Raw genomic sequence first — 22,941 nt, 5'->3', positions numbered from 1 at the left:
GCCCTGCTCGACGCCTGCCGGCGTCGGGGCAAATGTTTCGACATATTGCACTGGCGCTGGACGTGACGGGCCCCCCGCCTATAGTCTAACGGGTCATGACCATGATCGCTCGACCGCAAACGCGCCGTGACGCCGTTAGCCTCGCAGCCTGCAGCCGGGCCAGGGGCCGCCCACGCGCGTTCGATCCCGAAGCCGCCCTGGTCGCGGCGCTCGGGGTATTCTGGACGCGTGGTTATGATGGTGCCTCGCTATCCGATCTGACGGCGGCCATGGGGATCACGCGGCCCAGCCTCTATGCCTGTTTCGGCAACAAGGAAGCGTTGTTTCGCAAAGCCCTGGATCTCTACGAGCGAGACAAGCTGGCGTTCGTACAACGAGCCCTGGCGCAACCCACCGCCCGCGCGGTGATGAAAGCGCTGCTTGACGATGCACTGGCCATGCTGACGCGCCACGATCGCGCTCGCCCGTGTTTCGGCGTAATGAACGCGGTGGCTTCGACGACCTATGACGAATCGATGCGACACGAAGTGATTGCGCGCCGCGCCGCGCACGAGCAGGCAATTCTGGAACGGTTCGTGCGCGCGGAGGCCGAAGGGGATTTTCCCGGCCATAGTGCGCAAGCGCTGACCGCGCATTGCCTTTGCATCTTGAGCGGAATGAGCGTGCAAGCCAGTTCGGGCGCCGATGCGATCCGCCTGGAAACCATTGCCACGACGGCGCTGACATTGTGGCCGGGGCGATGACGGGTGCGCGCTTGTCCAATCGTTAATATATATGATATTGACGGAAAAGCCCTGTGTTTCTATACTAATCGGTATTGAAAGTCGCAGGGGGCCGACCGGCTCCTCCCCCCTTTGCCGGTTCCCCCTCCCCCTGGGCCCCTGGCGGCTTTCATCGTGCGGTGCGCTTTTGTGCGCCGGTCAAGAATTGCCGCACTGCGCCTTGTCCCTGGGCGCCGGCATGGCTTGGCACCGGTTTCGTCGAGGTGTGTTCGCACCGCGTTACGCGCAGCGACGAAACCGGTCTGTCCGCCGCGATCACACATGGCTGGTCGCGCACCCCACGTCCAATCGCGACACGATCGGCAACCTCCTGAAGACGATACCGTACCATTACGGTATTGGCATTGTAATCGCCCATCTAGACTCAAACAGTTCAAGGCTGAACGGATTGGCGCTTCGGGGCGGAGGTCGACGGATCCATTGTGACGCAACGAACCGTTCATATCGTCGATAGCGATGCGCTGCATCGTCGGGACATGGCGCTGCTGGTCCGGCAGCAAGGGTTCGATTGCCACCCCTTCACGCATCTTGCCGATCTTGCTGAAGCCTTGGACTATCTGCCTGCGGGTTGCGTGTTCGTGGCCTGGCGCGACAGCGCGGCGGTCGAGGGAACCGAGACGCGCGGCAGGTCAGGCAGGCCGGGCGAAACGCTCGATGCCACGATACGCACTATTCTGGCACGGCGTCCCGAAATGGCCGTGATCGTGATGGCGCTCGCGCCCACGATCGCGCAAGTCGTGCAAACCCTGCGCACTGGCGCGATCGATTTTCTCGAAGTCCCCGTCCAGCAGGATGTGCTGCGGCCTGTGCTTGAGCATGCATTTTCCATCCTGCCGGCCCGGGTAGCGAGGCAGCAGCGGGCGGGGCAGGCAAGCGCGGCAATCATGCAACTGACGCCGCGCGAACAGGACGTGCTGCGCGGCGTCGTCGCCGGCCTGACCAACCGGGCCATTGCCGAACGGCTGCACATCGGCGTGCGTACCGTGGAAATGCACCGTGGCAATATCATGCAGAAGTTGCAGATCGATAATCTGGCCGCGCTGATACGCCTGGCAATACTCACCGGGCTACTCGACCAAAGCCGCGATGCCACCTGAAAGCAAATCTTAACTTCAACGCCCGATGTTCAGTGCAACAGAAAGTAACGTTGCGCGGGAGGATACGGCCAGTGTCCAGCACGGTGTTTGGCTCAAATGCTGGCGGCGATACGGCGATCGGCGGCACCGCCCTCGCCGATCTTGTCTATGCCGAACTGGTTCGCGGGCTTTACGTTTCGCTGGTTCAGGCCGTCTACATGGCCATTATCTTCGCCGCCTATCTGGCCCTCATGCTCTATTACACAGCCGATGGGCCGATCGCGGTGCTGGGCGGACTGGCGATCATGGCCTGGGCCGCGCGCATCGTCATGGCCAAGGCATTGCGACACGACGCCCTCACGGCCCAGCTTGACCGGCGGGCCGCGGAACGGCTCGAGATCGCTTTTGCCGTTCCCTATGGCAGCTTTGCCGCGCTGCTCGGCATGATCGGCGGTCGGGTGCTGTCGCTGGACCAGGGCGATGCCCGCGCGCTGACAATCTGCGTGCTGGTGGGCTTTTGCGCGGGGATCGCGACGGGCGTCGGCACGCGGCCGCGGCTTGCCACGCTGTTCATGGCCCTGGCAATGTCGCCGACGCTGATGGGCGTGCTGGGCGAAGGACGCCCGCTCTCGATCGGCCTGGCGGTCATTGCCGCAACGTTCGTCATCGGGGGGCGCCAGTCGCTCAGGATGCGGCACGACATGGTAAGGGCCGAGATCGGCCACCGCCTCGTTTCGCTTTCTCTGGCCCGGCGCGATAGCCTTACCGCCCTGCCCAATCGCTTGGCGCTGGAAGAGCATTTCGAGGCCAATTCCGGCGTCATTTCAAACCACGGCCTGATTGCCGTGCACTATCTCGATCTCGACGGTTTCAAGCCGGTCAACGATGCCTATGGCCATGCCACGGGGGATCGCCTGCTGGAACAGGTGGCCCACCGCCTGCGCGGCGCCATCCGCAACGGCGACATCGTGGCACGCCTTGGCGGTGACGAGTTTGCCGTCGTGCAGTTCGGGCTGTCACGCGCGGAGGAATCCGCCTTGCTGGCCGAGCGGTTGCGGACGACCATCGCCCAGCCCTTCGATGTGGACGGCCAAGTGATCCGCATTTCGACCTGCGTGGGCACTGTGGTCAGCGACAAGCGCAGCGAGCCGCTCGACCGCCTGCTGAATGCCGCCGACGCGCGTCTCTATGAAGCCAAGCATGCGCGCGGCAAAGGGCCACGGCAGGTCGCCTGAACGCTGCCGGAAGCCGAATCCGGCAGCGATACGCGGGCCGGAGTCGCAACGGGCCTCGACAGTCATCGCTGCAACCAGGCCAGGCAGCGAGGTAATCCGGGCCTTTTTCATCTCTGCCTTGCAAAAAATCGTATCGTGACTGCCCTGCAGGGATCCCCCGACTTCGCTAGTGTTCCGCTTTCGCCGCACCTGCGCAATCACGGGATCCATCTCAACGCTCGGGGCACAGCCGGTGACCGGGCATGGCAAGAGCCGGCGTGCAGGTTCATCTTGGTCGCAAGGCTTTCAAGCGCATCGGCACAGCCCGGCCATATAGTTGATTCTTATGTTTTTTCGTAAATTTGTCACGCCGTAGCGTTCGGTTTGCCCTGCACTATCACGCGATCACCGCGTGCCTTTCAGGCGGGAACAGGGATGCGGCGGCCATATCAGGGCCATCAGCAGGGCGCGTGCCCGGCGGGCGATGGCGCGTGCTGCACCGCACCAAGGATCGTGGCAGAAATGCAAATATGGCGGGAGAAGCATCACCCCGCCAATCGCACCGGGCAAACGAATGGCCCCAAACCCGCGATTCTTCCGCTTTCCGCCGATTTACAGGGCGCAAATCAGGCGTTAGGCCCCACGCAGAATTTTGGAGAAACGCTACCATGAACACTACTGAACTTGTCGATGCCGTCGCCGCCAACCAGGGCGTTGCCAAGGCCGAAGTCCGCAAGACGGTCGACGCCGTTTTCGCCGCTATCGCCGAAGCCGCTGCCAAGGGCGAGGAAATCTCGCTGAATGCTTTCGGCAAGTTCAAAGTGAAGGACGTGCCGGCCCGCGAAGGCCGCAACCCGTCGACCGGCGAACCGATCAAGATTGCCGCATCGCGCAAGCTCAGCTTCGCGCCCGCCAAGGCGCTGAAGGACAAGCTGAACGGCTGATCCCTGCCGACGGCTTTTCCGAAGGAAAGGCGTTCCGTGGATTTCGAAGACCAGATGCGCCGCTATTTCGGGGTTACCGATCCTGGATCGATTACCCCGGCTGCGCTGGCTTCGGGCATGGAACGCCTTTCCGTCGATTTCGGCCTGGAACGCGATCCAGGCCGCCGCTTTGCCATCTGGGCGCTGATGCATATCCTGGGCAGTGCGCCCGATCTCGATGTGGCTTTTCCAGATCCGGCAGAACGGCATGCCGCCCGCAACTTCATGGACATGCTCGACCATGTCCAACAGGGCACGGGCCGGCCGGGCTGAGCCATCGGCGGCGCCCCGTGTTCCACAGTGCGATTCGATCAGAACATTCTGTGCTCTGCCCGCGCGATCAGGCGCCGCCGGGCTGCGTCACTCGAGGCCGGTCGGCATAGCGCCGCGCAAGCGTTGCGCAAACGAACAGCTGGATCTGGTGAAACAGCATTAGCGGCAGCACGATCAGGCTGACGGCGTGGCTGGCAAACAGGATGGTCGCCATGGGAATGCCGCTGGCCATGCTTTTCTTCGATCCGCAGAAAACGATGGTTATCTCGTCTTCGGTGGAAAAGCCCAGCTTGCGGCTGGCCAGTGTGGTCACGACCATGACCAGCGCCAGGATCACCCCATCCAGCACCAGAACGATCGCCAGATCCGCAGGTGCCAGGCGCGTCCACACGCCGGCGACCACCCCAGCGCTGAATGCGGCATAGACGACGAGCAGGATCGACCCGCGATCGACGTAGCTTACGACCGTCTTGTAGCGGGCCAGCCATTCCCCGATGAACGGCCGCACCGCCTGGCCGGCCAGGAACGGCAACAGGATCTGCAAGCTGATCGCTTCGAGTGAGCGGGCCGAAAAACCGCCACTGGCCGAAGCGGGGAGGAGCAGCGCCGTCAGAAGCGGCGTCAGCACGACACCCACGAGGTTGGATAAAGAGGCGCTGCACAGCGCGGCCGGCACGTTGCCACGGGCGATCGACGTGAACGCGATCGACGATTGCACGGTCGAGGGCAACACGCAGAGGAACAGGAGGCCAACCGCGATGTCGGGGGCGACGAAACCGCCGATGGCGCGGACCGCGCCCAGCCCGATCAAGGGAAACAGCACGAAAGTGCTGGCAAACACCAGCAACTGTAGCCGCCAGTGCGCCAATCCCTGCCACACGGCCTGCGGCGCCAGCCGCGCCCCATAGAGAAAGAACAGCAGGGCAACGGCGGCCGTCACTGCCGAATCGGCCACAGCGACGCCGCGGCCGCGTGCCGGAAACAGGGCCGCGATGATGATCGTGCCGATCAGCATCAGCAGATAGGGATCGATCAGCGTGCGCAACTTGCCCATATGGCACCTCGTGGCGGATAACGGTGCGGCCGCAGGTACGCGTTCGCCCTGCCCCGCACAATCACGTTCATCGCAAAGATGCACGCTGGCCAGCGCGGGCGCCAGCTTTACTCCGCCACATGTTCATGATGCCGGGACCAGGGCGCACGGGAAAGGTGCCGGGCCAGAAATTCGATCAGCACGCGCACCCGTGCCGGGCGTCGGCTGCCGGGCGGAGTGACGAGGTGCAGGGCAATGTCGGGCACGCGCCATTGGGGCATCACTTCGACAAGGCGGCCGGCGGCCAGATCGTTCCACACCATGAAATCCGGTTGCAGCGCCATTCCCAGCCCCGCCAGCAAAGCAGGCGCAAGCGCATCGGCATTGTTGGCGCCGATCCGGCTCTTGACGGTGACCACGTATTCGCCCTCGACCGCATGGTGGAAACGCCAGCAATCGGGCTGGTCCAGATTGGTATAGAGCAGCCCGACGTGGTCCGACAGCGCACGCGGGTGGGTCGGCACACCGTGCTGTGCCAGATAGGCCGGGGCCGCCACGAGCGGCCGGCGCACCGTGCACAGGCGCCGGGCGCGCAGCGAGGAATCGCTCAACCCGGCAATGCGCAGAACCACATCGTGCCCCCCGCCCACCACGTCGACACGCGCGTCTGACAGATCAAGATCAAGGCCAACGTGGGGATAGGCTTCGAGGAATTCCGGCAGCAGCGGCGCGACGTGGCGCAGGCCGAAACCCATCGGCACGGCAAGCCGCACCACACCGCGCGGCACATCGCCGTCCGCCCCGGCCTGCGCTTCTGCCGCCTCGCCGTCGGCCAGTATCCGCCGTGCCCGCTCGAGCACGCCGCGGCCCGTTTCGGTCAAGGCCAGGCGCCGGCTGGTGCGGTGAAGCAGCGGCACGCCCAGTCGGGCTTCCAGCCGGGTAACCGCTTTCGACACGGTGGGCTTGGACAGGCCAAGAGCGTCGGCGGCGCCGGCAAACGAGCCGGTGTCGACCACTTTGGCAAAGATCGCCCATGCCTCGAGATCGGGTAACGTCATTAATAAAATTCCTTCATCGATGACTTTCCATCATTGCCGTTTATTTGCAAGTCATGATGCCCTATTTCATGGGCCGAGAGCCAGGCCGGTCAGGCGCCGGCAGGCAACGGAGACGAGCCATGATCGAACTGCGCCCCTTTTCCAGCATCGGCCGGGCCAACCACGGCTGGCTGGACGCTGCCCACCATTTCTCTTTTGCGGATTATTACGATCCCGCCCGCATGGCCTGGGGCAACCTGCGCGTGTGGAACGACGATACGATCGCCGCCAAAAGCGGATTTCCGCCCCATCCCCATCGCGACATGGAAATCATCACCTATGTGCGCGAAGGCGCGATCACCCATCGCGACAACCTGGGCAACGAGGGCCGCACCGCCGCGGGCGACGTTCAGGTGATGAGTGCGGGCACGGGGATCACCCATGCCGAATACAATCTGGAAGACGAAACCACCCGCATTTTCCAGATCTGGATCATGCCCACGCGCCAGGGCGAAAAGCCCGGCTGGGGTGCCCGGCAGTTTCCCAAGGCCGAACGTGCCGGCGAACTGGTCATCCTGGCCAGCGGCTATGACCAGGACAAGGATGCCCTGCCCATCCGCACCGAGGCCCGCCTCGTGGCGGCGACGCTGAATGCAGGACAAAGCGTCGATTACGTGCTGGGCGCCGAGCGCAAGGGCTATCTGGTGCCCGCCACAGGCAGGATCGCCGTCAATGGCGTGGAGGCCAATGCGCGCGACGGGGTAGCCATCGCCGATACCGATACGATCACGATCAGCGCGCTGGAAGACAGCGAGATCGTCTTGGTCGACACGCTCTGATTTTCACCCCCTGGGCCGCCGTGCGCGGCCCCTCTCTTTCCCGCATCCGTTTTGCGAAAGGTTGTCCGATGTCCGATGCTGCCGCTCCCCCGCCCTATGCCACTGCCACCAGCACCGGCACCGGCACGTTTCAGGCCCGCCTCGCGATCGGCGGGCGCGAAAGCGATGAAGACATTCTGGCAGACGAACCGCAGGCGCTCGGCGGCCTCGGCACAGGCCCGACGCCGTACGATCTGCTTTGCGCGTCGCTGGCCACCTGCACCACGATGACGCTGCGCTTCTATGCGCAGCGCAAAGGCTGGCAGATCGGCGCGGTATCCACCCATGTGACGCATGCGCGCGTGCCGGGACAGGCGCCCGCCGATCGATTTCACCGCATCGTCACGCTCGATTCCGCACTTGATCCTGCCATTCGCAGCGAACTGCTATCGATCGCCAACCGCTGCCCGGTTCACAAGACGCTGACCCAGGGCGCGGCCGTGGAAACGGTTCTTGCCGACTGAACCCGCCAGTTTGCTCGAGGTGACTGCCATGCCTGACCATATCGCCGCTCGCCCGTCCGCGCTGTCGCGGCAGGACTGGCTCGCCGCCTGAGCGCCTACCGTCAGACGGGTAGCTGCGTGGTGGCCTTGATCCGCTTGAGCGCGAAATGCGAGGCGGACGTGGCCACCGCCGGATGGCGCAGCAGCCCGTGCATCAGGAAATGCTCGTACTGTGCCATGTCGCGCACGACGATCCGCAGTTGATAATCCCACTCACCCGACATGGACAGGCATTCGAGCACTTCGTCGCGGCTCATCACGAACTGTTCGAAACTGCCGCGCGCCTGGGCATCGTGGGCTTTCATCCGCACCTGGCACACGGCATCGAGCGCCAGGCCCAGCGCCGCCGGATCGAGCAGGCGCACCGCCGGCCCGATGATGCCCGCCTCTTCCAGCATTTTCAGCCGACGCCAGCACGACGCTGGCGAAGTGCCGACCTGCTCGGCCAGCGCCGCGTGGCTGAGATCGGCCTGACGCTGCACCGCCTGCAACAGGCGGCGATCGAGCGGATCGAGCGAAAGGGCAGACGGCATGATCAGTTCTCATGATGATAATGGCTGGAAGTGCAACGTTTATACGCCAGGCCGACGGATATGAAACGGCTGTTTCAATATCACGGTATTGACGCGGCGCTTTGAAACGACATCCACGCGATTATCGCGCAGATTGCGGTCATGGCCATGGAAACGAGTCTCACGCGGCCCGAAGGCACCGCGCCCGATTGGACCGTCCCGCAGGACTGGACGCGCTACACCGCGGCCGATCATGCCACCTGGGACACCTTGTTCGCGCGGCAGGTACGCCAGTTGCACGATCGCGCTGCGCCCGAATTTCTGGCGGGGCTCGACATGCTGCGCCTCTCACGGCCGGGCATCCCCGATTTTGCCGAGTTATCTGATCGGCTGCACCGCGCCACCGGCTGGCAGGTGGTGGCCGTGCCCGGCCTGGTGCCGGATGCGGTGTTTTTCGATCACCTCGCGCATCGCCGTTTCGTGGCCGGGCGCTTCATCCGCCGCCCGGATCAGCTCGATTATCTTTCCGAACCCGATGTGTTTCATGACGTTTTCGGGCATGCGCCGCTGCTCGCCGATCCGGTTTTCGCCGATTACATGCAAGCCTATGGCGAAGGCGGCTCGCGGGCGCAGGGGATGAATGCGCTCACCAACCTGGCGCGCCTCTACTGGTATACCGTGGAGTTCGGCCTGATCCGCACGGCAAAGGGCCTGCGGATCTACGGTGCCGGCATCGTTTCTTCGCATGGAGAAAGCCGTTTCGCGCTGGAGGATCCCTCTCCCAATCGCCTTGGCTTCGATCTCATGCGCCTGATGCGCACGGACTACCGCATCGATGCCTATCAGCAGAGCTATTTCGTGATCGACAGCTTTGACGACCTGCTGGATCAAACTCGCAACACCGATTTCGCGCCGCTCTATGCTGCGGTGGCCGATCAGCCCTCCCTTGCGCCCGATGCCGTGATCGCGCAGGATCGGGTCCTGCATCGCGGCACCCAGGCCTATGCGCGCCAGGCCGGCCTGCACAGCCCCGATCCAGGCTGAGCCACTCGGCAAGGCTATATCACCCATCGAGGATCATGCATGACAGGCCCCGTTCCGATCGCGCCCTTGAGCGAAACCGAACTCGCTCAGGAGCTTGCCGCCCTGCCCGAATGGCACCACGATCCCGCCAGGGGGGCGCTCTACCGGAAAATCGTCCGGCCCGATTTTCCAGCCGCTCTCGCATTCATGATGGAGGTAGGCTTTGCCGCCGAACGCATGGACCATCATCCGGAATGGAGCAACGTCTACAACCGGATCGACATCTGGCTCACGACCCACGATGCCGGCGGCATATCGCGCCGTGACGTGGCCCTCGCCAAGGTGATCGACGCCAAAGTGATCGACGCTCTAGCCTGAGCCGCGCCGTCACGCCGCGGGCGGGGGCAGGCGATGGGGATTGAGCAACGTGCCGAGAGTCGCCACTACCGTCTGTATGACATCGTCCGCATCCCGCTGCCCCGATGCGGCCTGCCACAAAGGCTGCTGACCGAAATAGATATTGCCGGCGCCGGCCAGAAACATCTGGAAGATCAAGGGGTCGAGCCCGCGGGGCGCAACGCCCAGATCGACGAGTTGCGCCCAATAACCGCGCAGCGTGTCGATATGCCGCTTAAGGTGCTTTTCCGCGATCCAGCGGGATCGCCAGGTATCCGCGCCACCTTCCAGCGCCGGTATCCGGGTATAGCCGGGAAATATCCGGCACGCTTGCAGGAAGGTGGCGAACAGTCGCTCGACGCTTGCCAGATCGGGTGACAGGCCGTCGGGAATGTGCGCGCGGAAATAGGCGTCGATATCGGCCCAGAGCCTGTCCACGACGAACTTCCACAACTCGTCCTTCGAGGTGAAGTAGTATCCCACCGTCGCTTTGGGAACCTTTGCCAACTTGGCGATGTCGCCGATCGATGCGCCTTCGAAACCGCGTTCGGTAAACAGTGTCAGCGCGGCATCGGCAATCGTCCCGCGTGCATCTTCATAGCGCGACGGCCGCCCCGCGCGACGGGCGGCGGTTCCGTTGTTGGGCAAGGCACTCATCGCCCGTGTCGTGGCACAAATCATCAGGCCATGCACTTTTTTCCTTGATCCATATCTGTACGATCGTGCAGATATGCTGGCCAGGCGATGCCGAGGAGTAACGGAATGACCGAGAATCAGAATGTTCTGACCGCCGGGGATACCAACCGGCCGTGGGCCGACCGGGCCTTGCCCGCCGCCGAGCGCGCGAAGCTGATGGTCGAGGCCATGACGCTCGACGAAAAGATCGGGTTGCTGCACGGCCAGTTCGGCGCCGTGGCTCCGCTGCCGCCGGGTGAGAAGCGCAAGTCCACCGGCCGCATCCCCGGTGTGGACCGCCTGGGCATCCCTGCGCTTTACGAAACGGATTCGACGCTGGGCGTTGCCAACATCACGATCCTGCGGCCCGACGATCATGCCACCGCGCTGCCCTCCGGCCCGGCCATCGCCGCCACGTTCGATCCGGCACTCGCTTTCGCGGGTGGCGCAGTCGCCGGGTCCGAAGCGCGCAGCAAAGGCTATCATATCATGCTCGGCGGCGGGGCCAATCTGATCCGCGACCCGTGGTGCGGCCGTTCGTTCGAATACTTCAGCGAAGACGTGCTGCTGACCGGCGAGATGGCCGGCGCCGCGATTGCCGGTGTCCAGTCGAACGCCATCGTCTGCACGACGAAGCATTTCGCGCTCAATGCCCAGGAAACCGGCCGCCATGTGGTCGACGCCAGGATCGACGATGCCGCCCTGCGCGAAAGCGATCTGCTGGCGTTCCAGATCACGCTCGAAAAGGGCAATCCCGGTTCGATCATGTGCGCCTACAACAAGGTCAACGGTTTCTACGCGTCGGAATCGTCCTACCTGCTGACGGACGTGCTCAAGCGGGAATGGGGATATACCGGCTGGGTCATGTCGGATTGGGGGGCCGTGCACTCGGTCAATGCCGCCGTGGCCGGGCTCGACCAGCAATCGGGCGCCGAACTCGATCGCGAAATCTATTTCGGGGAACCGCTCAAGGCCGCTGCCGAAACGGGCGAAGTGCCGATGGCCCGGGTGGATGACATGGTCCACCGCCTTCTGACCTCGCTGTTCGTGCATGGCGTGCTCGACAATCCGCCCGAACCGCGCGAGGACGAGATTGACTACGAGCGCAATGCCGACGTTGCCCAGCGCATCGCCGAGGCCGGCATCGTGCTGCTCAAGAACGACAACGGCGTTCTGCCGCTGTCCAGGGCCGCGCAGAAAATTCTCATCGTCGGCGCGCATGCCGATCTTGGCGTTCTTTCCGGTGCCGGCTCCTCGCAGGTGCGCAGCGTCGGCGGCAATGCGCTCGAGCTTGCGCCAGGGCCTGAATACAAGGGGATGTTCGCCGCGTTCCTCAAGCGCACCTACCATGCCTCCTCTCCGCTCGAAGAAATACGCGCCCTGGCACCGACCTGCGACGTTATCTACCTCGACGGATCGGACATCGCCGCCGCAGCCGCCGCCGCGCGCGAGGCCGATCTGGCGATCGTCTTTGCCGACGAATGGCGGACGGAAAACTGGGACCAGCACAGCCTCAATCTGAAAGCCGAGCAGGAAGCCCTGATTGTCGAGGTGTGCAAGGCGGCAAGTCGCTCCGTCGTCGTGCTCGAAACCGGCGGCGCGATCGTCATGCCCTGGGCGCCTCTTGCCGATGCGATCGTTGCCGCCTGGTATCCGGGCCAGCGCGGCGGCCGGGCGATCGCCCGCGTGCTGTTCGGCGATGTCAATCCGTCCGGGCGCCTGCCGGTCACGTTCCCGGCCAGCCCAGACCACGCACCCAGACCCACCCCGCCCGGCCTCGACAAGGTGCTGCAAGCCGAATACGACCAGGAGAACGCGCCGCCGGACCGGCCTTTCGTGATGGACATCAGCGGTGGGGTAGAGCCTTTTGCCGTCGATTACGAGGAAGGGGCGGATGTCGGCTACCGCTGGTATGCCCGTAACGACACCCCGCCGGCCTTTCCGTTCGGCTTCGGCCTGTCGTACACCACGTTCGCCTATGCCGATCTTTCGGTACAGTGGGAGGGAACGCAGCCGGTCGTCTCCTTTGCCGTGCGCAACACCGGCGCCGTGGCGGGCGCCGACGTTCCGCAGGCCTATGTTATCCCCGCCGGCGAAGCGCCGCGCCTCGTCGGGTTCAAGCGCGTCGAACTGGCGCCGGGGGCGCAGGTCCGCGTCACGCTCCGTCCCGATAGCCGGCTCTACAGCCGTTATGACACGGCCACGCGGGCCTGGGTCCTCCTGCCGCAGTGCACGGTGGCGGTCGGCAGCTCGGTAGCGAACCTCACGCTGAATGCAGCGCTCGACCTGCAGGCCTGAGCGGGCCGGCATATGACGGGCTGCGCGCATCGTGCTTGACAATGGACAAGCCGCGTGCGGCCTGCCGGCGCGTTATCCCGGCGCAGCATTTTTGACCGTGGAGTGCGATCGATGGAATTGGCCGGCAAGACAGTTCTGATCACGGGTGCCGCACGCGGAATCGGGGCGGCTTGCGCGGATCGATACCGGGCCGAGGGCGCCACTGTTTTCGCAACGGATATCCATCCGCGCGATGGCATTCAGGCCTTGGACGTTGGCGATCCCCATGCCTGGAACGCGCTGGTTGCGGCCTTGCCGCCGCTCGATATCGTCCATCTCAATGCCGGGGGCTTCCGCCCGGGCTATTCGCCGGTGGACGAACCCGCGCAGGTCCCCTTGACCGATATCGACGATGCCGCGTGGCGCAGCATCTTCCGCGTCAATGTCGATGGCGTCTTTTTCGGATTGCGCGCAGTGCTGCCCGGCATGGTGCAGCGGCGGCGTGGCGATGTCGTCATCACGGCATCGATGGCCGGCCTGATCCCTGCGCCGGGCGACATAGCCTACCCCGCTACCAAGCACGCCGTCATCGGCCTGATGCGAACCGTGGCGCAAGACGTGGGGGGTTTTGGCATTTCCGTTTCGGCGCTATGCCCGGCCACCGTCGATACCGACATGGTGCCCGACCCCGCCAAAGCGCTGGTGCGCGACATGGGCATGCCGCTCAGTTCGGTGGACAACGTGGTCGAGGCCGCCTTGCGCGCGTTGCGCGAGCGCCAGAACGGCACCTGCTGGACGGTCTGGGGCGATACCATCGCGGCCTACGAAGGACCTCAGCTGTTCGATCTGGTCGATTTCGGCTAGCCGCTGCCGCAGGGCTAGCGGAGCGGGGGTGCGGGCACGGGGAACCATCCGTGCTGTCCTTCGGTTTCCGCGACGGTGACCACCCGGCCGCGGGCAAGATGGATCGCCAGGCCCCCGGTCTGGCGCAGCAGGCGGCGATCGGCCTTGAGCCAGCGCGGGCGGCAACTGGTGGGCAGCGTGCGATCGGCAATGACGATATCGGCCTGCTGGCAGGCCAGGGCCAGTTCGCCGGCATCCACCAGATCGCGGCCGCGGCTCATCAACACGGCAAAGCGCCGCCCGCCCCGCATCAGCACGGCGCGGCAGAAATCGGCATTGCATTGCGCGCCGGGCCAGCTTTCCAGGGGGCGGGCCGCGCCTTCCAACCCGGCATTTTCAAGAAGCGTCGATGGGGTGTAATCGCTGCGGGTATCGCGCAGCATCAGCAGATCCGGCCCTTCCCCCGCGATGCCGACATGGTGCCCATCGCCTGTCACCAGCAAATCGGGCGCGGGCTGGACAAGCGCGAGCGCGGCGCCCAGGCCCACGGGGGCAAAGCCCCACAGGCGGACTTTGCCGGTCCATAATGCCAGCCACAGGAGGCCCGCCACCATAAGGCCGAACACCCAGCCCGGCATTCCCGGCAGCAGGGTGACCGCGCCGGGCTGCCCGGCTGTCGTATGCGCAAGCCACAGCAGCGCGTCGAGCGACTTGCCCACCGCCCACCAGGCCGGGGCGCCCCAACCCGCCAGGTCCAGGAACAGGGCGGCTGCGATGAGAGGCATGGTCAGGAACGTCGTCAGCGGAATGGCCACCACATTGGCCGCCGCGCCATAGATGCCGGCGCGGTGGAAATGAAACAGCGCCATGGGCATCAGCGCCAGTTCGATGACCAGGCCGGTGGCCAGCACCAGGGCAAGGTGGCGCAACAAACGTATCGGCCAGCCTTCGTGCGCACGGTGGGCTAGGAAACGCCGCACCGGTGCAGAACCATCGAACGCGATAATCGCGATCACCGAGCCGAAGCTCATCTGGAAGCTTGGCCCGGCCACCGCCTCGGGCCAGAACAGCATCACGAGGAACGCCGCCACCGCAAGCATGCGCAGCGACAAGGGATCGCGCCCCAACGCAAGGGCCAGCAGCACCAGCAGCGCACCCAGGCATGACCGGATCGTGGGCACTTCGGCCCCGGTCAACAGCGTATAGCCGATACCCGCCAGCGCGCCCATGGCTGCCGCTGCCAGCGGCACCCGCAGGCGCAGCGCCAGGAACGGCACGAGCGCGAGAAGCCGCGCGGTGATGAGATAGACCGCGCCCACAACCGCGCTCACATGCAGGCCGCTGATCGATAGGAGGTGCGTAAGCCCGGCATCTCGCATCGCATCTTCGTCGGCCGGCGCAATGCTGCCTCTGTCCCCGCTGGCAAAGGCCGCGGCAATGGCACCGGGCGAGCCGCCGAGTTGCGCCCGGATATGATCGGCAAGCCGCTGTCTTATGCCATCCAGCCGCGTGCCCGGAGGGGGGGGCGCCAGCACGGTGACCGGTCCCAGGCTGCTTCCCGTTGCCATGAGGCCGGAGAACCAGGCACTGCGAGCAAAATCGAAACTACCCGGCACCATCGGCGGGGCGGGCGGCATCAGCCGGGCGCGCAAAAGCACCCGCGCGCCATCGGCCAGCGCGGGACGGTCGTCGGCAAGGGGCACGTTGATCCGCACCTGCCCCGCCCGCCAATCGCCCGAAGGCAAAGCCACCCTGGTCGCCAGGGTGAGCCGCAACCGGCCTTGGGCCGCCTGTACCTGGCGATCGAGCACGGTTCCTTCGATCATGCTGATCGTGGGCCGGAGGATCGGCGGCGTGCCCAAAAGGGCAGACTTGGCCCAGATCGTTGCCAGGCCGGCAGCCGCCATCAGCCCGAGCGACAGGACGGCAAGGCGCAAATGGGCGAATCGTCCGTCGCCTCCCAGTGGCAGCACAAGCAGCAAAATGCCGCTCAACCCCGCCAGGAAGGCAAGCCAGTGCCATATCCCCGGCAGGACCACCCAGGCGCAGATTCCTGCGCCAAACGCAACGCTTAACCATGGGCCGCGCTCTGTTCCGCGGGCGTCGATCCATGCATTCGCATGCGCGAGCATGCTGGACAAATGCGCTGCTTTGGCCCAATGGCGCCCGAACCCGTGCGATCGTCCGCCAGGACCGGTTACCGACGGGGCGGCACCGGCATCCTCGCCTTGGGGCGCTGGCGCAGGTGATGGTGTCGCAGCAAGGCCGGCCATGCGCCGAATAGGAAGGAATGTGCCCTCGATGGCAAGCCAGACTGACACCGTTTCTGCAGGATCGGGCTTGGCCGGCCCCCTTCCCGCCGCGCGTGTTGTCACCCGCTTTGCCCCCTCGCCCACCGGCTATCTGCACATCGGCGGTGCGCGCACGGCATTGTTCAACTGGCTGTTCGCTCGCCACCATGGCGGCACTTATCTCCTGCGGATAGAGGATACCGATCGCGCACGTTCGACCGATGCCGCGATCGATGCGATTTTCGACGGGCTCGACTGGCTGGGCCTGGGTGGAGATGCCGAACCGGTTTTCCAGTTCGCGAGGTCCGAACGCCACGCCCGGGTCGCGCACCAGTTGCTCGACGCTGGCTATGCCTATCGCTGCTACCTGACGCCGGAAGAGCTTGCCGCGCGTCGCGCCAGAGCGCAGGAAGAGCGCCGCCCGTTCCGTATCGAAAGCGAATGGCGCGATGCCGATCCGGCCACCTGGCCCGAAGGCGAGCCTTACGTGATCCGCATCAAGGCGCCGCGCGAAGGCGAAACGGTGATCGAGGACCTGGTGCAAGGGCCGATCACCGTAAAGAACGCGGAGATCGACGATTACGTCATCCTGCGCGGCGACGGCACCCCAACCTATATGCTGGCCGTCGTGGTCGACGATCACGACATGGGCGTGACGCACGTGATCCGCGGCGACGATCATATCAACAACGCCTTTCGCCAGCTAGCGGTGATCCGCGCGATGGATGCCATCGAAAGCGGCTGGCCCGATCCGGTCTATGGCCATATCCCGTTGATCCACGGTGCCGACGGAGCCAAGCTGTCAAAGCGCCACGGTGCTCTGGGCGTCGATGCCTATCGCGACGAGATGGGCCTGCTGCCCGAAGCGGTGGTCAACTATCTGCTGCGTCTTGGCTGGGGCCATGGCGACGACGAGATCATCAGCCGCGAACAGGCGGTGGCGTGGTTCGATATCGCCGATGTCAACAAGGGCGCCGCGCGTTTCGATCTCAAGAAACTGCTCAATCTCAACGGGCATTATCTGCGCGAGGCTGACGACGCGCGCCTTGCCGATCTGGTGTCGCCGCGCCTTGCCGCGCTGGTCCCCGCGCATGACCGGGCCAAGCTGATCGAGGCGATGCCGGTGCTCAAGGTCCGGGCCGCCGATCTCAACGAGCTGGCAAAGGGTGCGGTGTTTCTCTTCGCCCGGCGGCCGCTTGCCCTCGACGAAAAGGCGCAGGGCATGCTCACCGCCGATGCGCGGGCGATGCTGACCGGCGTGATCGCGCGGCTGGAGAGTGCAAACGACTGGACAGCCGCCGCGCTGGAGGCCAATCTCAAGCAAATGGCCGAGGAGCTGGGAGTAGGACTGGGCAAGATCGCCCAGCCGTTGCGCGCGAGCCTGACCGGGCAAGCTACCTCACCCGGAATTTTCGATGTCCTGGTCCTCCTCGGCAAGGAAGAGGCCATGGCGCGTTTACGTGACCACGCCGCATGATCGCGCGGCAGAAAATGGCGTTTTTTGTACAGGAGAGCCTAGCGTGAGCGACAATCAGGCTACTTTGACCATCGACGGCAAGACCATCGATCTTCCGGTCAAGAGCGGTACTATCGGGCCGGACGTGATCGATATCCGTAAGCTTTATGGCCAAACGGGCAAGTTCACTTACGATCCGGGCTTCACCTCCACCGCCAGCTGCGACAGCGCGATCACCTATATCGATGGCGACGAAGGGGTCCTGCTGCATCGCGGTTATCCGATCGGGCAGTTGGCCGAACATTCCAGCTTCATGGAAGTGAGCTACCTGCTGCTGAACGGCGAGCTGCCCAGCGCCGAAGAGCTCGAAAGCTTCACGCGCACGATCACGCGCCACACCATGGTCCACGAACAGCTTTCCAGCTTCTATGGTGGCTTCCGCCGCGACGCGCACCCGATGGCGGTGATGTGCGGCGTGGTCGGCGCGCTTTCGGCATTCTATCACGATTCGACCGATATCGCCGATCCTCAGCACCGCACGATCAGTTCGCACCGGTTGATCGCCAAGATCCCCACGATCGCGGCCATGGCTTACAAGTATTCGGTCGGCCAGCCGTTCCTCTATCCGCGCAACGATCTGTCCTACACCGGCAATTTCCTGCGCATGACTTTCGGCGTGCCGGCCGAGGAATACGAAGTGATCCCCGAAGTCGAGCGGGCGATGGATCGCATCTTCATCCTGCATGCCGATCACGAACAGAACGCTTCGACGTCCACCGTGCGCCTTGCCGGTTCCTCGGGCGCCAATCCGTTTGCCTGCATTGCGGCGGGCATCGCCTGCCTGTGGGGCCCGGCCCATGGCGGCGCCAACGAAGCGGCGCTCAACATGCTGCGCGAGATCGGCACGCCCGACAAGATCCCGCATTATATCGAGCGCGCCAAGGACAAGAACGATCCGTTCCGCCTGATGGGCTTCGGCCACCGCGTCTACAAGAACTACGACCCCCGCGCCACGGTGATGCAGAAGACGGTGCGGGAAGTGTTCGACGCGCTCAAGGTCAACGATCCGCTGTTCGAAACCGCGCTGCGCCTCGAGGAAATCGCTCTCAACGATCCCTATTTCATCGAAAAGAAGCTGTTCCCGAACGTCGATTTCTATTCGGGGATCATTCTTTCGGCGATCGGGTTTCCCACCACCATGTTCACCGTGCTCTTCGCCCTGGCGCGCACGGTCGGCTGGGTAGCCCAGTGGAACGAGATGATCAGCGATCCCGGCCAGAAGATCGGCAGGCCGCGCCAGCTCTACACCGGCCCGACGCAGCGCGATTATGTGCCGATCGACAAGCGCTGAGCGGGAGATCGATCATGAACGGACGGGCGGCTTTGACAACGGTCCTGAGGATCATCGGCCTGGCCGCCTTTCTGATGGGCCTGCTGTGGATGGCGCAGGGCCTGGGGCTGGTGCATTGGCCGCGCGAAAGCTTCATGCTGGATCAGCGGCCCTGGGCCTGGCGGGGTGCCGCTCTGGCGCTTCTCGGGCTTTTCGCCCTGTGGCGCACTGGGCGTCGCCCTTGAACTTACGCAGTTGAACGCCGGCAAACGTCGCCACGCCACCTAGCGAGCGTTGACGATGCCCGCGTTGGGCAGATCGGCCGGCAAGGTCAGTACGAAGCGCGCACCCTCGCCCGGCGTGCTGGCAACCGTGAGATCGCCGGCCATGGCTCTGGCCAGGCGGCGGGAGATATAGAGGCCCAGGCCCGAACCACCATCGCCGCTGCGCCCCAGCCTCTCGAACTTTTCGAATACGCGCGCGGCCTGGTCCGCCGTCAATCCATCGCCGCTGTCCTCCACCGCGATCCATGCCATGGCGCCCTCGACCCCGCAGGTCAACGTCACCATGGCCTGGGCGGGGGTGTAGCGGATCGCGTTGCTCAGCAAGTTGAGCAGGACCTGCAGCACCCGGCGGAACTCGCCGATCGCCGGCGCATGGCAATCCTCGTCGGGCAGGGCCAGCACGATGCCCCGTTCCCGCGCGCGGACCGAGAGAATGCCGGCCGCGCGACGCGCGCAATCGGCCAGATCGAGATGATCGGGAACCGGGGCAAATCCGGGTGCTTCCAGCGCGTCAAGATCGGCAAGATCTTCCACGAGGCCCAGCAGATGGCGCCCGGCTTCGGCAATATCGGCCGCATAGTTGCCATAGGCATCGGCCAGGGGGCCGGCAAGACGGCTGCGGATCGTTTCGGCATTGGCGATGATCCGGCTGATCGGCTGGCGCAGGGCCGGCGCCAGATCACGGCCCAGCAGGCCGGTCCAGGGTGGCAGCGCGGCGTTTCCCGCATCGGGCGCTTCCGGCGCGTGGACGCCGGCCTGGGCAGGATCGGGCGGCAGGGCGATGATCGTTTCGGGCAGCAGCAGCAGATCGAACCCGCTGCCGGCGCGCGGCGACAGGCGCAGCCGCCAGCGCCGGGCCGATCCGGCAACGTCCACCACCATGTCGTCGAGCAAGCGCCAGTGCAGCCGTGCCGGATCGCCCAGGCCGAGCGAGAGGGCCGGGCACGATGTCCAGTGCCGGCCGATCGCGGCGGCAAGATCGCCTGCCAGATCGGCCAGATCGGGCGCCGCGAGATCGGCGGCAACGACTCGCTGCCGGCTGTCGAGCAGGATCTGCCCTTCGGCAAGATGCTGCCACAGCGCGGTCGTTTCGGCCGGTGGCAGATGTTCGTCGGGCATGGCGGCACGGCGCCAGTCCTGCAGCGCGATATCGACGCCGTCGTCGGCGGGGACGGCGCGCGCCTGGAACGCGATGGCAGAGGCTCCATCCAGCGCCACGACCGGGCGGGCCAGCGGCAGGCCTGCGGCCCGTGCCTGCCGCACCAGTGCCAGCAACGCGGGTACGGCCAGGAGCCCCGGCATGCAGCCGCCCGCGGCAACCTGCAACCGGGCAAGCGCTTCATCGGCAGCGATCAGCGTATCGGCGGCATCGCAACGGGCGCGGACAGGTTCGGCGGCGGTCAAGCTCAGGTGCCCAGGCCGGCTTGCGCCAGCAGCGCGGCGGCGGCTTCGGGCGGCATGGCGCCCAGGCTCGCAGGTACCAGGACTTCGGGATGGAATACCGCCACATGCCCGCGCGCGGTATCGCCGGGGAGGCCCGCGGCGCGCAGCACCAGTGCCAGCCGCGCCACATGCGAGGGCGCCATCAGCAGTGCGGCTTCCTCGCGCGGCGCACCCATTGCACGCGCCAGCGCCGTCAGGAACAGCGCCGGTCCGGCGTGCAGCGGATCGAGCGCCATGGCCGGATCGGGCAATGCATCCACCAGCCGGCGCAGCAGGGCCAGCCGGCCACGCTCTGGATCGAAGCGCAGGCGCAATGAGCGTTCGGCGATGATCGCCCGGCTTTGCGCCTCGGGATCGTCGTGCGTGCCGGCGTGAAGCGTGCCCAGCGCGATGCGCAGCAGGTCTTGCGGCAATTCGCCCAGCGGAAGCTGCATCCGCCGCTGGGCCTGGCAGAACCGCGCCTGCGCCACGGTCACGGCCTCGGCAAGCACGGCGGCGGCCTGGTCTTCGCCAGCCAGCAGGTGTTCCGCCAGCGCCGGAGCGACCATGTCGACCCCGTGATCGCGTTCCAGGGCGCAGGCCAGCTGCCATTCCAGCGCCTGGCCATGAATCGCCGCCAGGAACGCGCCATTGGCGCAAAGCAGATCGGAAAAGCCGGCCAAGACCGCAATTTCGGGCATGGCGTCCTCGAGCGCACCGCCAGCGTGGGCCAGCGCCGCCGCAAGCTGCCGCGCCACGTCTTCGATCATGCCGCGCACATGGGCGATCACCCCGTCACCGAACAGGGCGCGCCCTTCCCCCGTCACCAGATGACGCAGGATCGGCGCCGCGCTGTCGAGCGCGGTCGCCGCGCGCGACAGGCCCGCCGTGAACCAGGCATCGTCGTGCAAAGGCAGGTGCGCGAATTGCTCCATGGCCTCAAGCTCTAGGTTCCAGTGGTTAGCAAGCGGTTAGGAACCAGCCGGTGCGCCCGCGCCAGGGCAGTGACAAGCAGCATCACGACAATCACCCGCAGCCCCGATTCCAGCGGTACGAAGAGCCCCACGACGATCAGCGCCAGCGCCACCAGCAGCCGATCGCAAAGCCAGGCCGTCCAGCGGAAATCGCGCAGCACCACGGGAAAGAGCCAGAGGATCAGGACCAGGACCAGAGGCGGAAACCACGCCACCTGCGAGTCCCCCCCGCCGCTTTCCCGCCAGGCGCAGGCCGCGACCAGCGCCCCGTCGAGCAAAGGGTCCAGCAGCGCGCCGCCGCGCAGCCGGCCGGACGGCTCGATCAGTGAATCCCGCTCAACCCGGGCCAGCAGGCGGGCCGTCTGGAGAATCACCCAACCCGTGCCGAGCAGGGCGAAGGCCAGCCCCGCCCGCCCCCACCAGGCCGCGCCCAGGGCCAGAAGGACGAGCAACAGCGCCGCCAGCGTGACGACCCAGGGCCGCGTGCGCGCATGCAGCAGGGCCGGCCCGACGCGGCGGACGGCCTGGACGGCCAGCCATTCGCCCGGCGAACGCACGTGATCCGCTGCGGTGTGCTGGGCCAGCCAGTCGTTTTCGGCGGCATGGGCATCCTGTTCGGTGCGAACCAGGCGCCACCGGCCGTTGTCGAGCAGGGCCTGCGGCACCGCGCGCAAGGGCAGGCGCGCCTGCGTCGCCAGGCGCAGCAGGGCCGCCCCCGGGTTCCATTCGGGCGGCAGATCGCCCAGCCCGGCCACCACCCGTCCGGGTATGCGCATCGCCCCGGCCCATGCATGGTTGATATCGATGCGCTCGAAACCGGCCGCCATCCCCGCTTCCACCGGCAAGGCAAGCACGCCCGGTGCTTCGTCGAGAATGCGCCGCGCATCCTCGGGCATGGCGAGCAGGCCTTCGGCAAAGGCGATCAGTTCATCTTCGGCGGAAACCAGCGGAACCAGCGCCCGCGCCGCGGTGACGATATGAAAGCGTGCGCCCCGCTGTTCGGCCACATGCTGGATTTCGACGATTTCGGCAGACAGCATTTCCGCGTGGACGACGATTCGCGTGGCCCCCAGCGCCAGTGCCAGCCCCAGTTGATGGCGGGCGATGGAATGGCCGGCGATCGGCAGAAAACCGGGGTTTCCGCCCGTCTGACCCGCCATTTCGCCCGCCGGATCCACGGGCACCTGTTCCATCAACGATATGAGCGCGACCCGCAAGTGAACATCTCCTGACCGGGGCCATGGTAGGGCGGCAACCCCGCCGTGCCAAGCGCCCGTCAGGACGCCCGGCCCGGCCCGGTGCCGCGCAATCCCGGGAATGGTCCTCGACCGGTCACACCGCCGGCTCCGGCCCCGCGCGAAAATCGTCGAGCCAGGCGGCAATGCGGCGCAGCACGGCCGGATCGCCGGGCGCCCCCGCCAGCGCCTGTTCGGCCAGCGCCATCAACCCCTGCGCATGGAACGAGGCCGCCAGTCCTTTGAGGCGCATGCCCGCCATCGACCAGTTTCCATCGCAGCGCGACCGGCGCATGAGATCAAGCTGACGCTCGGCGCTGTCGAGAAAGGCACTGCGCAGTTCGGCAAAGAGCGTGGGATCACTGCCGGCCACGGCCGCCAGTTGCGCATCGATCGGATCGCCAAGGTAAGCCATGGCACCTTACTGGCGCATAAGGACTTAAG

Annotated in this window: 23 protein-coding genes; 14 read left to right on the top strand and 9 right to left on the bottom strand. The window is 65.7% G+C overall.

Features of this window, described 5'->3' with window-relative positions; all coding sequences use genetic code 11:
* The first annotated feature begins 95 nt into the window (after window positions 1–95).
* The 5 genes from AC3EDY_RS00540 to AC3EDY_RS00520 all read left to right on the top strand — a co-directional run bounded on the left by AC3EDY_RS00540 (window position 96) and on the right by AC3EDY_RS00520 (window position 4,328).
* Entirely contained in the window at window positions 96–743 is a 648-nt protein-coding gene (locus tag AC3EDY_RS00540; protein WP_488570498.1) for a TetR/AcrR family transcriptional regulator, read from the top strand.
* 461 nt (window positions 744–1,204) lie between these two features.
* Complete coding sequence (locus AC3EDY_RS00535; protein ID WP_488570497.1) at window positions 1,205–1,879, top strand: response regulator transcription factor; 675 nt, start codon at window positions 1,205–1,207, stop codon at window positions 1,877–1,879.
* A gap of 71 nt (window positions 1,880–1,950) precedes the next feature.
* Window positions 1,951–3,093 carry a diguanylate cyclase domain-containing protein gene (locus AC3EDY_RS00530; RefSeq protein ID WP_488570496.1) on the top strand — a complete coding sequence of 381 codons (1,143 nt, stop codon included), beginning with the start codon at window positions 1,951–1,953 and terminating at the stop codon, window positions 3,091–3,093.
* A gap of 509 nt (window positions 3,094–3,602) precedes the next feature.
* The gene (locus AC3EDY_RS00525) at window positions 3,603–4,016 is read left to right on the top strand and encodes an HU family DNA-binding protein (protein ID WP_488570832.1); all 414 of its coding nucleotides are present in this window, start codon (window positions 3,603–3,605) and stop codon (window positions 4,014–4,016) included.
* Between the two features lie 36 nt (window positions 4,017–4,052).
* Window positions 4,053–4,328: a hypothetical protein gene (locus tag AC3EDY_RS00520; RefSeq protein ID WP_488570495.1), complete on the top strand. Its 276-nt coding sequence runs from the start codon at window positions 4,053–4,055 to the stop codon at window positions 4,326–4,328.
* A 67-nt stretch (window positions 4,329–4,395) separates the two neighbouring features.
* Here the strand turns inward: AC3EDY_RS00520 and AC3EDY_RS00515 are convergent, their stop codons facing one another.
* Both AC3EDY_RS00515 and AC3EDY_RS00510 read right to left on the bottom strand, forming a co-directional pair.
* Window positions 4,396–5,382: a bile acid:sodium symporter family protein gene (locus tag AC3EDY_RS00515; RefSeq protein WP_488570494.1), complete on the bottom strand. Its 987-nt coding sequence runs from the start codon at window positions 5,380–5,382 to the stop codon at window positions 4,396–4,398.
* Between the two features lie 107 nt (window positions 5,383–5,489).
* Window positions 5,490–6,419, bottom strand: a complete 930-nt coding sequence (locus AC3EDY_RS00510) for a LysR family transcriptional regulator (RefSeq protein ID WP_488570493.1) — start codon at window positions 6,417–6,419, stop codon at window positions 5,490–5,492.
* Window positions 6,420–6,538: 119 nt separating this feature from the next.
* Here AC3EDY_RS00510 and AC3EDY_RS00505 point away from each other — a divergent pair, with 119 nt between their 5' ends.
* Window positions 6,539–7,237, top strand: coding sequence for a pirin family protein (locus AC3EDY_RS00505; RefSeq protein WP_488570492.1), 699 nt, complete (start codon window positions 6,539–6,541; stop codon window positions 7,235–7,237).
* 68 nt (window positions 7,238–7,305) lie between these two features.
* On the top strand, window positions 7,306–7,740 hold the full coding sequence (locus AC3EDY_RS00500) for an OsmC family protein (protein ID WP_488570491.1): 435 nt from the start codon (window positions 7,306–7,308) through the stop codon (window positions 7,738–7,740).
* Between the two features lie 101 nt (window positions 7,741–7,841).
* Here the strand turns inward: AC3EDY_RS00500 and AC3EDY_RS00495 are convergent, their stop codons facing one another.
* On the bottom strand, window positions 7,842–8,312 hold the full coding sequence (locus tag AC3EDY_RS00495; RefSeq protein WP_488570490.1) for an Lrp/AsnC family transcriptional regulator: 471 nt from the start codon (window positions 8,310–8,312) through the stop codon (window positions 7,842–7,844).
* Window positions 8,313–8,459: 147 nt separating this feature from the next.
* On the opposite strand from AC3EDY_RS00495, the gene phhA reads away from it, so the two are divergent.
* Both phhA and AC3EDY_RS00485 read left to right on the top strand, forming a co-directional pair.
* Complete coding sequence (gene phhA, locus AC3EDY_RS00490) at window positions 8,460–9,335, top strand: phenylalanine 4-monooxygenase (RefSeq protein ID WP_488570831.1); 876 nt, start codon at window positions 8,460–8,462, stop codon at window positions 9,333–9,335.
* A 39-nt stretch (window positions 9,336–9,374) separates the two neighbouring features.
* Window positions 9,375–9,692, top strand: a complete 318-nt coding sequence (locus AC3EDY_RS00485; protein ID WP_488570489.1) for a 4a-hydroxytetrahydrobiopterin dehydratase — start codon at window positions 9,375–9,377, stop codon at window positions 9,690–9,692.
* Between the two features lie 9 nt (window positions 9,693–9,701).
* Here AC3EDY_RS00485 and AC3EDY_RS00480 read toward each other — a convergent pair whose 3' ends face one another.
* Window positions 9,702–10,391 carry a TetR/AcrR family transcriptional regulator gene (locus AC3EDY_RS00480; protein ID WP_488570488.1) on the bottom strand — a complete coding sequence of 230 codons (690 nt, stop codon included), beginning with the start codon at window positions 10,389–10,391 and terminating at the stop codon, window positions 9,702–9,704.
* Between the two features lie 81 nt (window positions 10,392–10,472).
* Between AC3EDY_RS00480 and AC3EDY_RS00475 the strand changes: the two genes are divergently transcribed.
* Together AC3EDY_RS00475 and AC3EDY_RS00470 are read left to right on the top strand one after the other, a co-directional pair.
* Window positions 10,473–12,683 (top strand): beta-glucosidase family protein, encoded by a 2,211-nt coding sequence (locus AC3EDY_RS00475; protein WP_488570487.1) that lies wholly within the window; start codon window positions 10,473–10,475, stop codon window positions 12,681–12,683.
* Window positions 12,684–12,794: 111 nt separating this feature from the next.
* Window positions 12,795–13,526, top strand: coding sequence for an SDR family oxidoreductase (locus AC3EDY_RS00470; protein ID WP_488570486.1), 732 nt, complete (start codon window positions 12,795–12,797; stop codon window positions 13,524–13,526).
* 14 nt (window positions 13,527–13,540) lie between these two features.
* On the opposite strand, the gene AC3EDY_RS00465 is transcribed toward AC3EDY_RS00470, so the two are convergent.
* On the bottom strand, window positions 13,541–15,637 hold the full coding sequence (locus AC3EDY_RS00465) for a ComEC/Rec2 family competence protein (RefSeq protein WP_488570485.1): 2,097 nt from the start codon (window positions 15,635–15,637) through the stop codon (window positions 13,541–13,543).
* Between the two features lie 169 nt (window positions 15,638–15,806).
* Between AC3EDY_RS00465 and gltX the strand changes: the two genes are divergently transcribed.
* Genes gltX through AC3EDY_RS00450 form a run of 3 tightly spaced genes read left to right on the top strand, consistent with a single transcriptional unit; the run spans window position 15,807 to window position 18,827 of the window.
* A complete protein-coding gene (gene gltX / locus AC3EDY_RS00460) occupies window positions 15,807–17,273 on the top strand; it encodes a glutamate--tRNA ligase (RefSeq protein WP_488570484.1) in 1,467 nt (488 codons plus the stop codon).
* A 43-nt stretch (window positions 17,274–17,316) separates the two neighbouring features.
* Window positions 17,317–18,603, top strand: a complete 1,287-nt coding sequence (locus AC3EDY_RS00455) for a citrate synthase (protein ID WP_488570483.1) — start codon at window positions 17,317–17,319, stop codon at window positions 18,601–18,603.
* 14 nt (window positions 18,604–18,617) lie between these two features.
* On the top strand, window positions 18,618–18,827 hold the full coding sequence (locus AC3EDY_RS00450; RefSeq protein ID WP_488570482.1) for a hypothetical protein: 210 nt from the start codon (window positions 18,618–18,620) through the stop codon (window positions 18,825–18,827).
* Between the two features lie 39 nt (window positions 18,828–18,866).
* On the opposite strand, the gene AC3EDY_RS00445 is transcribed toward AC3EDY_RS00450, so the two are convergent.
* The 4 genes from AC3EDY_RS00445 to AC3EDY_RS00430 form a co-directional block, all read right to left on the bottom strand.
* Complete coding sequence (locus AC3EDY_RS00445) at window positions 18,867–20,270, bottom strand: sensor histidine kinase (protein ID WP_488570481.1); 1,404 nt, start codon at window positions 20,268–20,270, stop codon at window positions 18,867–18,869.
* Window positions 20,271–20,272: 2 nt separating this feature from the next.
* Window positions 20,273–21,223, bottom strand: coding sequence for a hypothetical protein (locus tag AC3EDY_RS00440; protein ID WP_488570480.1), 951 nt, complete (start codon window positions 21,221–21,223; stop codon window positions 20,273–20,275).
* 11 nt (window positions 21,224–21,234) lie between these two features.
* The gene (locus AC3EDY_RS00435) at window positions 21,235–22,455 is read right to left on the bottom strand and encodes a hypothetical protein (protein ID WP_488570479.1); all 1,221 of its coding nucleotides are present in this window, start codon (window positions 22,453–22,455) and stop codon (window positions 21,235–21,237) included.
* A gap of 139 nt (window positions 22,456–22,594) precedes the next feature.
* A complete protein-coding gene (locus tag AC3EDY_RS00430; RefSeq protein WP_488570478.1) occupies window positions 22,595–22,912 on the bottom strand; it encodes an Hpt domain-containing protein in 318 nt (105 codons plus the stop codon).
* Window positions 22,913–22,941: the final 29 nt, after the last annotated feature.

The organism is Novosphingobium sp. DS6-6 (genome assembly GCF_057784975.1).
The sequence above is the reverse complement of the archived record's forward strand: the minus strand, read 5'-3'. Positions and strand labels throughout refer to the sequence as shown.

Coding starts and splice junctions, on each gene's coding strand:
- AC3EDY_RS00540 (WP_488570498.1), top strand. CDS start 96: ATGACCATGATCGCTCGACCGCAAACGCGCCGTGACGCCGTTAGCCTC.
- AC3EDY_RS00525 (WP_488570832.1), top strand. CDS start 3,603: ATGGCGGGAGAAGCATCACCCCGCCAATCGCACCGGGCAAACGAATGG.
- AC3EDY_RS00515 (WP_488570494.1), bottom strand. CDS start 5,382: ATGGGCAAGTTGCGCACGCTGATCGATCCCTATCTGCTGATGCTGATC.
- AC3EDY_RS00510 (WP_488570493.1), bottom strand. CDS start 6,419: ATGACGTTACCCGATCTCGAGGCATGGGCGATCTTTGCCAAAGTGGTC.
- AC3EDY_RS00505 (WP_488570492.1), top strand. CDS start 6,539: ATGATCGAACTGCGCCCCTTTTCCAGCATCGGCCGGGCCAACCACGGC.
- AC3EDY_RS00500 (WP_488570491.1), top strand. CDS start 7,306: ATGTCCGATGCTGCCGCTCCCCCGCCCTATGCCACTGCCACCAGCACC.
- AC3EDY_RS00495 (WP_488570490.1), bottom strand. CDS start 8,312: ATGCCGTCTGCCCTTTCGCTCGATCCGCTCGATCGCCGCCTGTTGCAG.
- phhA (WP_488570831.1), top strand. CDS start 8,460: ATGGAAACGAGTCTCACGCGGCCCGAAGGCACCGCGCCCGATTGGACC.
- AC3EDY_RS00485 (WP_488570489.1), top strand. CDS start 9,375: ATGACAGGCCCCGTTCCGATCGCGCCCTTGAGCGAAACCGAACTCGCT.
- AC3EDY_RS00480 (WP_488570488.1), bottom strand. CDS start 10,391: ATGATTTGTGCCACGACACGGGCGATGAGTGCCTTGCCCAACAACGGA.
- AC3EDY_RS00475 (WP_488570487.1), top strand. CDS start 10,473: ATGACCGAGAATCAGAATGTTCTGACCGCCGGGGATACCAACCGGCCG.
- AC3EDY_RS00470 (WP_488570486.1), top strand. CDS start 12,795: ATGGAATTGGCCGGCAAGACAGTTCTGATCACGGGTGCCGCACGCGGA.
- AC3EDY_RS00465 (WP_488570485.1), bottom strand. CDS start 15,637: ATGCTCGCGCATGCGAATGCATGGATCGACGCCCGCGGAACAGAGCGC.
- gltX (WP_488570484.1), top strand. CDS start 15,807: ATGGCAAGCCAGACTGACACCGTTTCTGCAGGATCGGGCTTGGCCGGC.
- AC3EDY_RS00450 (WP_488570482.1), top strand. CDS start 18,618: ATGAACGGACGGGCGGCTTTGACAACGGTCCTGAGGATCATCGGCCTG.
- AC3EDY_RS00440 (WP_488570480.1), bottom strand. CDS start 21,223: ATGGAGCAATTCGCGCACCTGCCTTTGCACGACGATGCCTGGTTCACG.
- AC3EDY_RS00435 (WP_488570479.1), bottom strand. CDS start 22,455: ATGGAACAGGTGCCCGTGGATCCGGCGGGCGAAATGGCGGGTCAGACG.
- AC3EDY_RS00430 (WP_488570478.1), bottom strand. CDS start 22,912: ATGGCTTACCTTGGCGATCCGATCGATGCGCAACTGGCGGCCGTGGCC.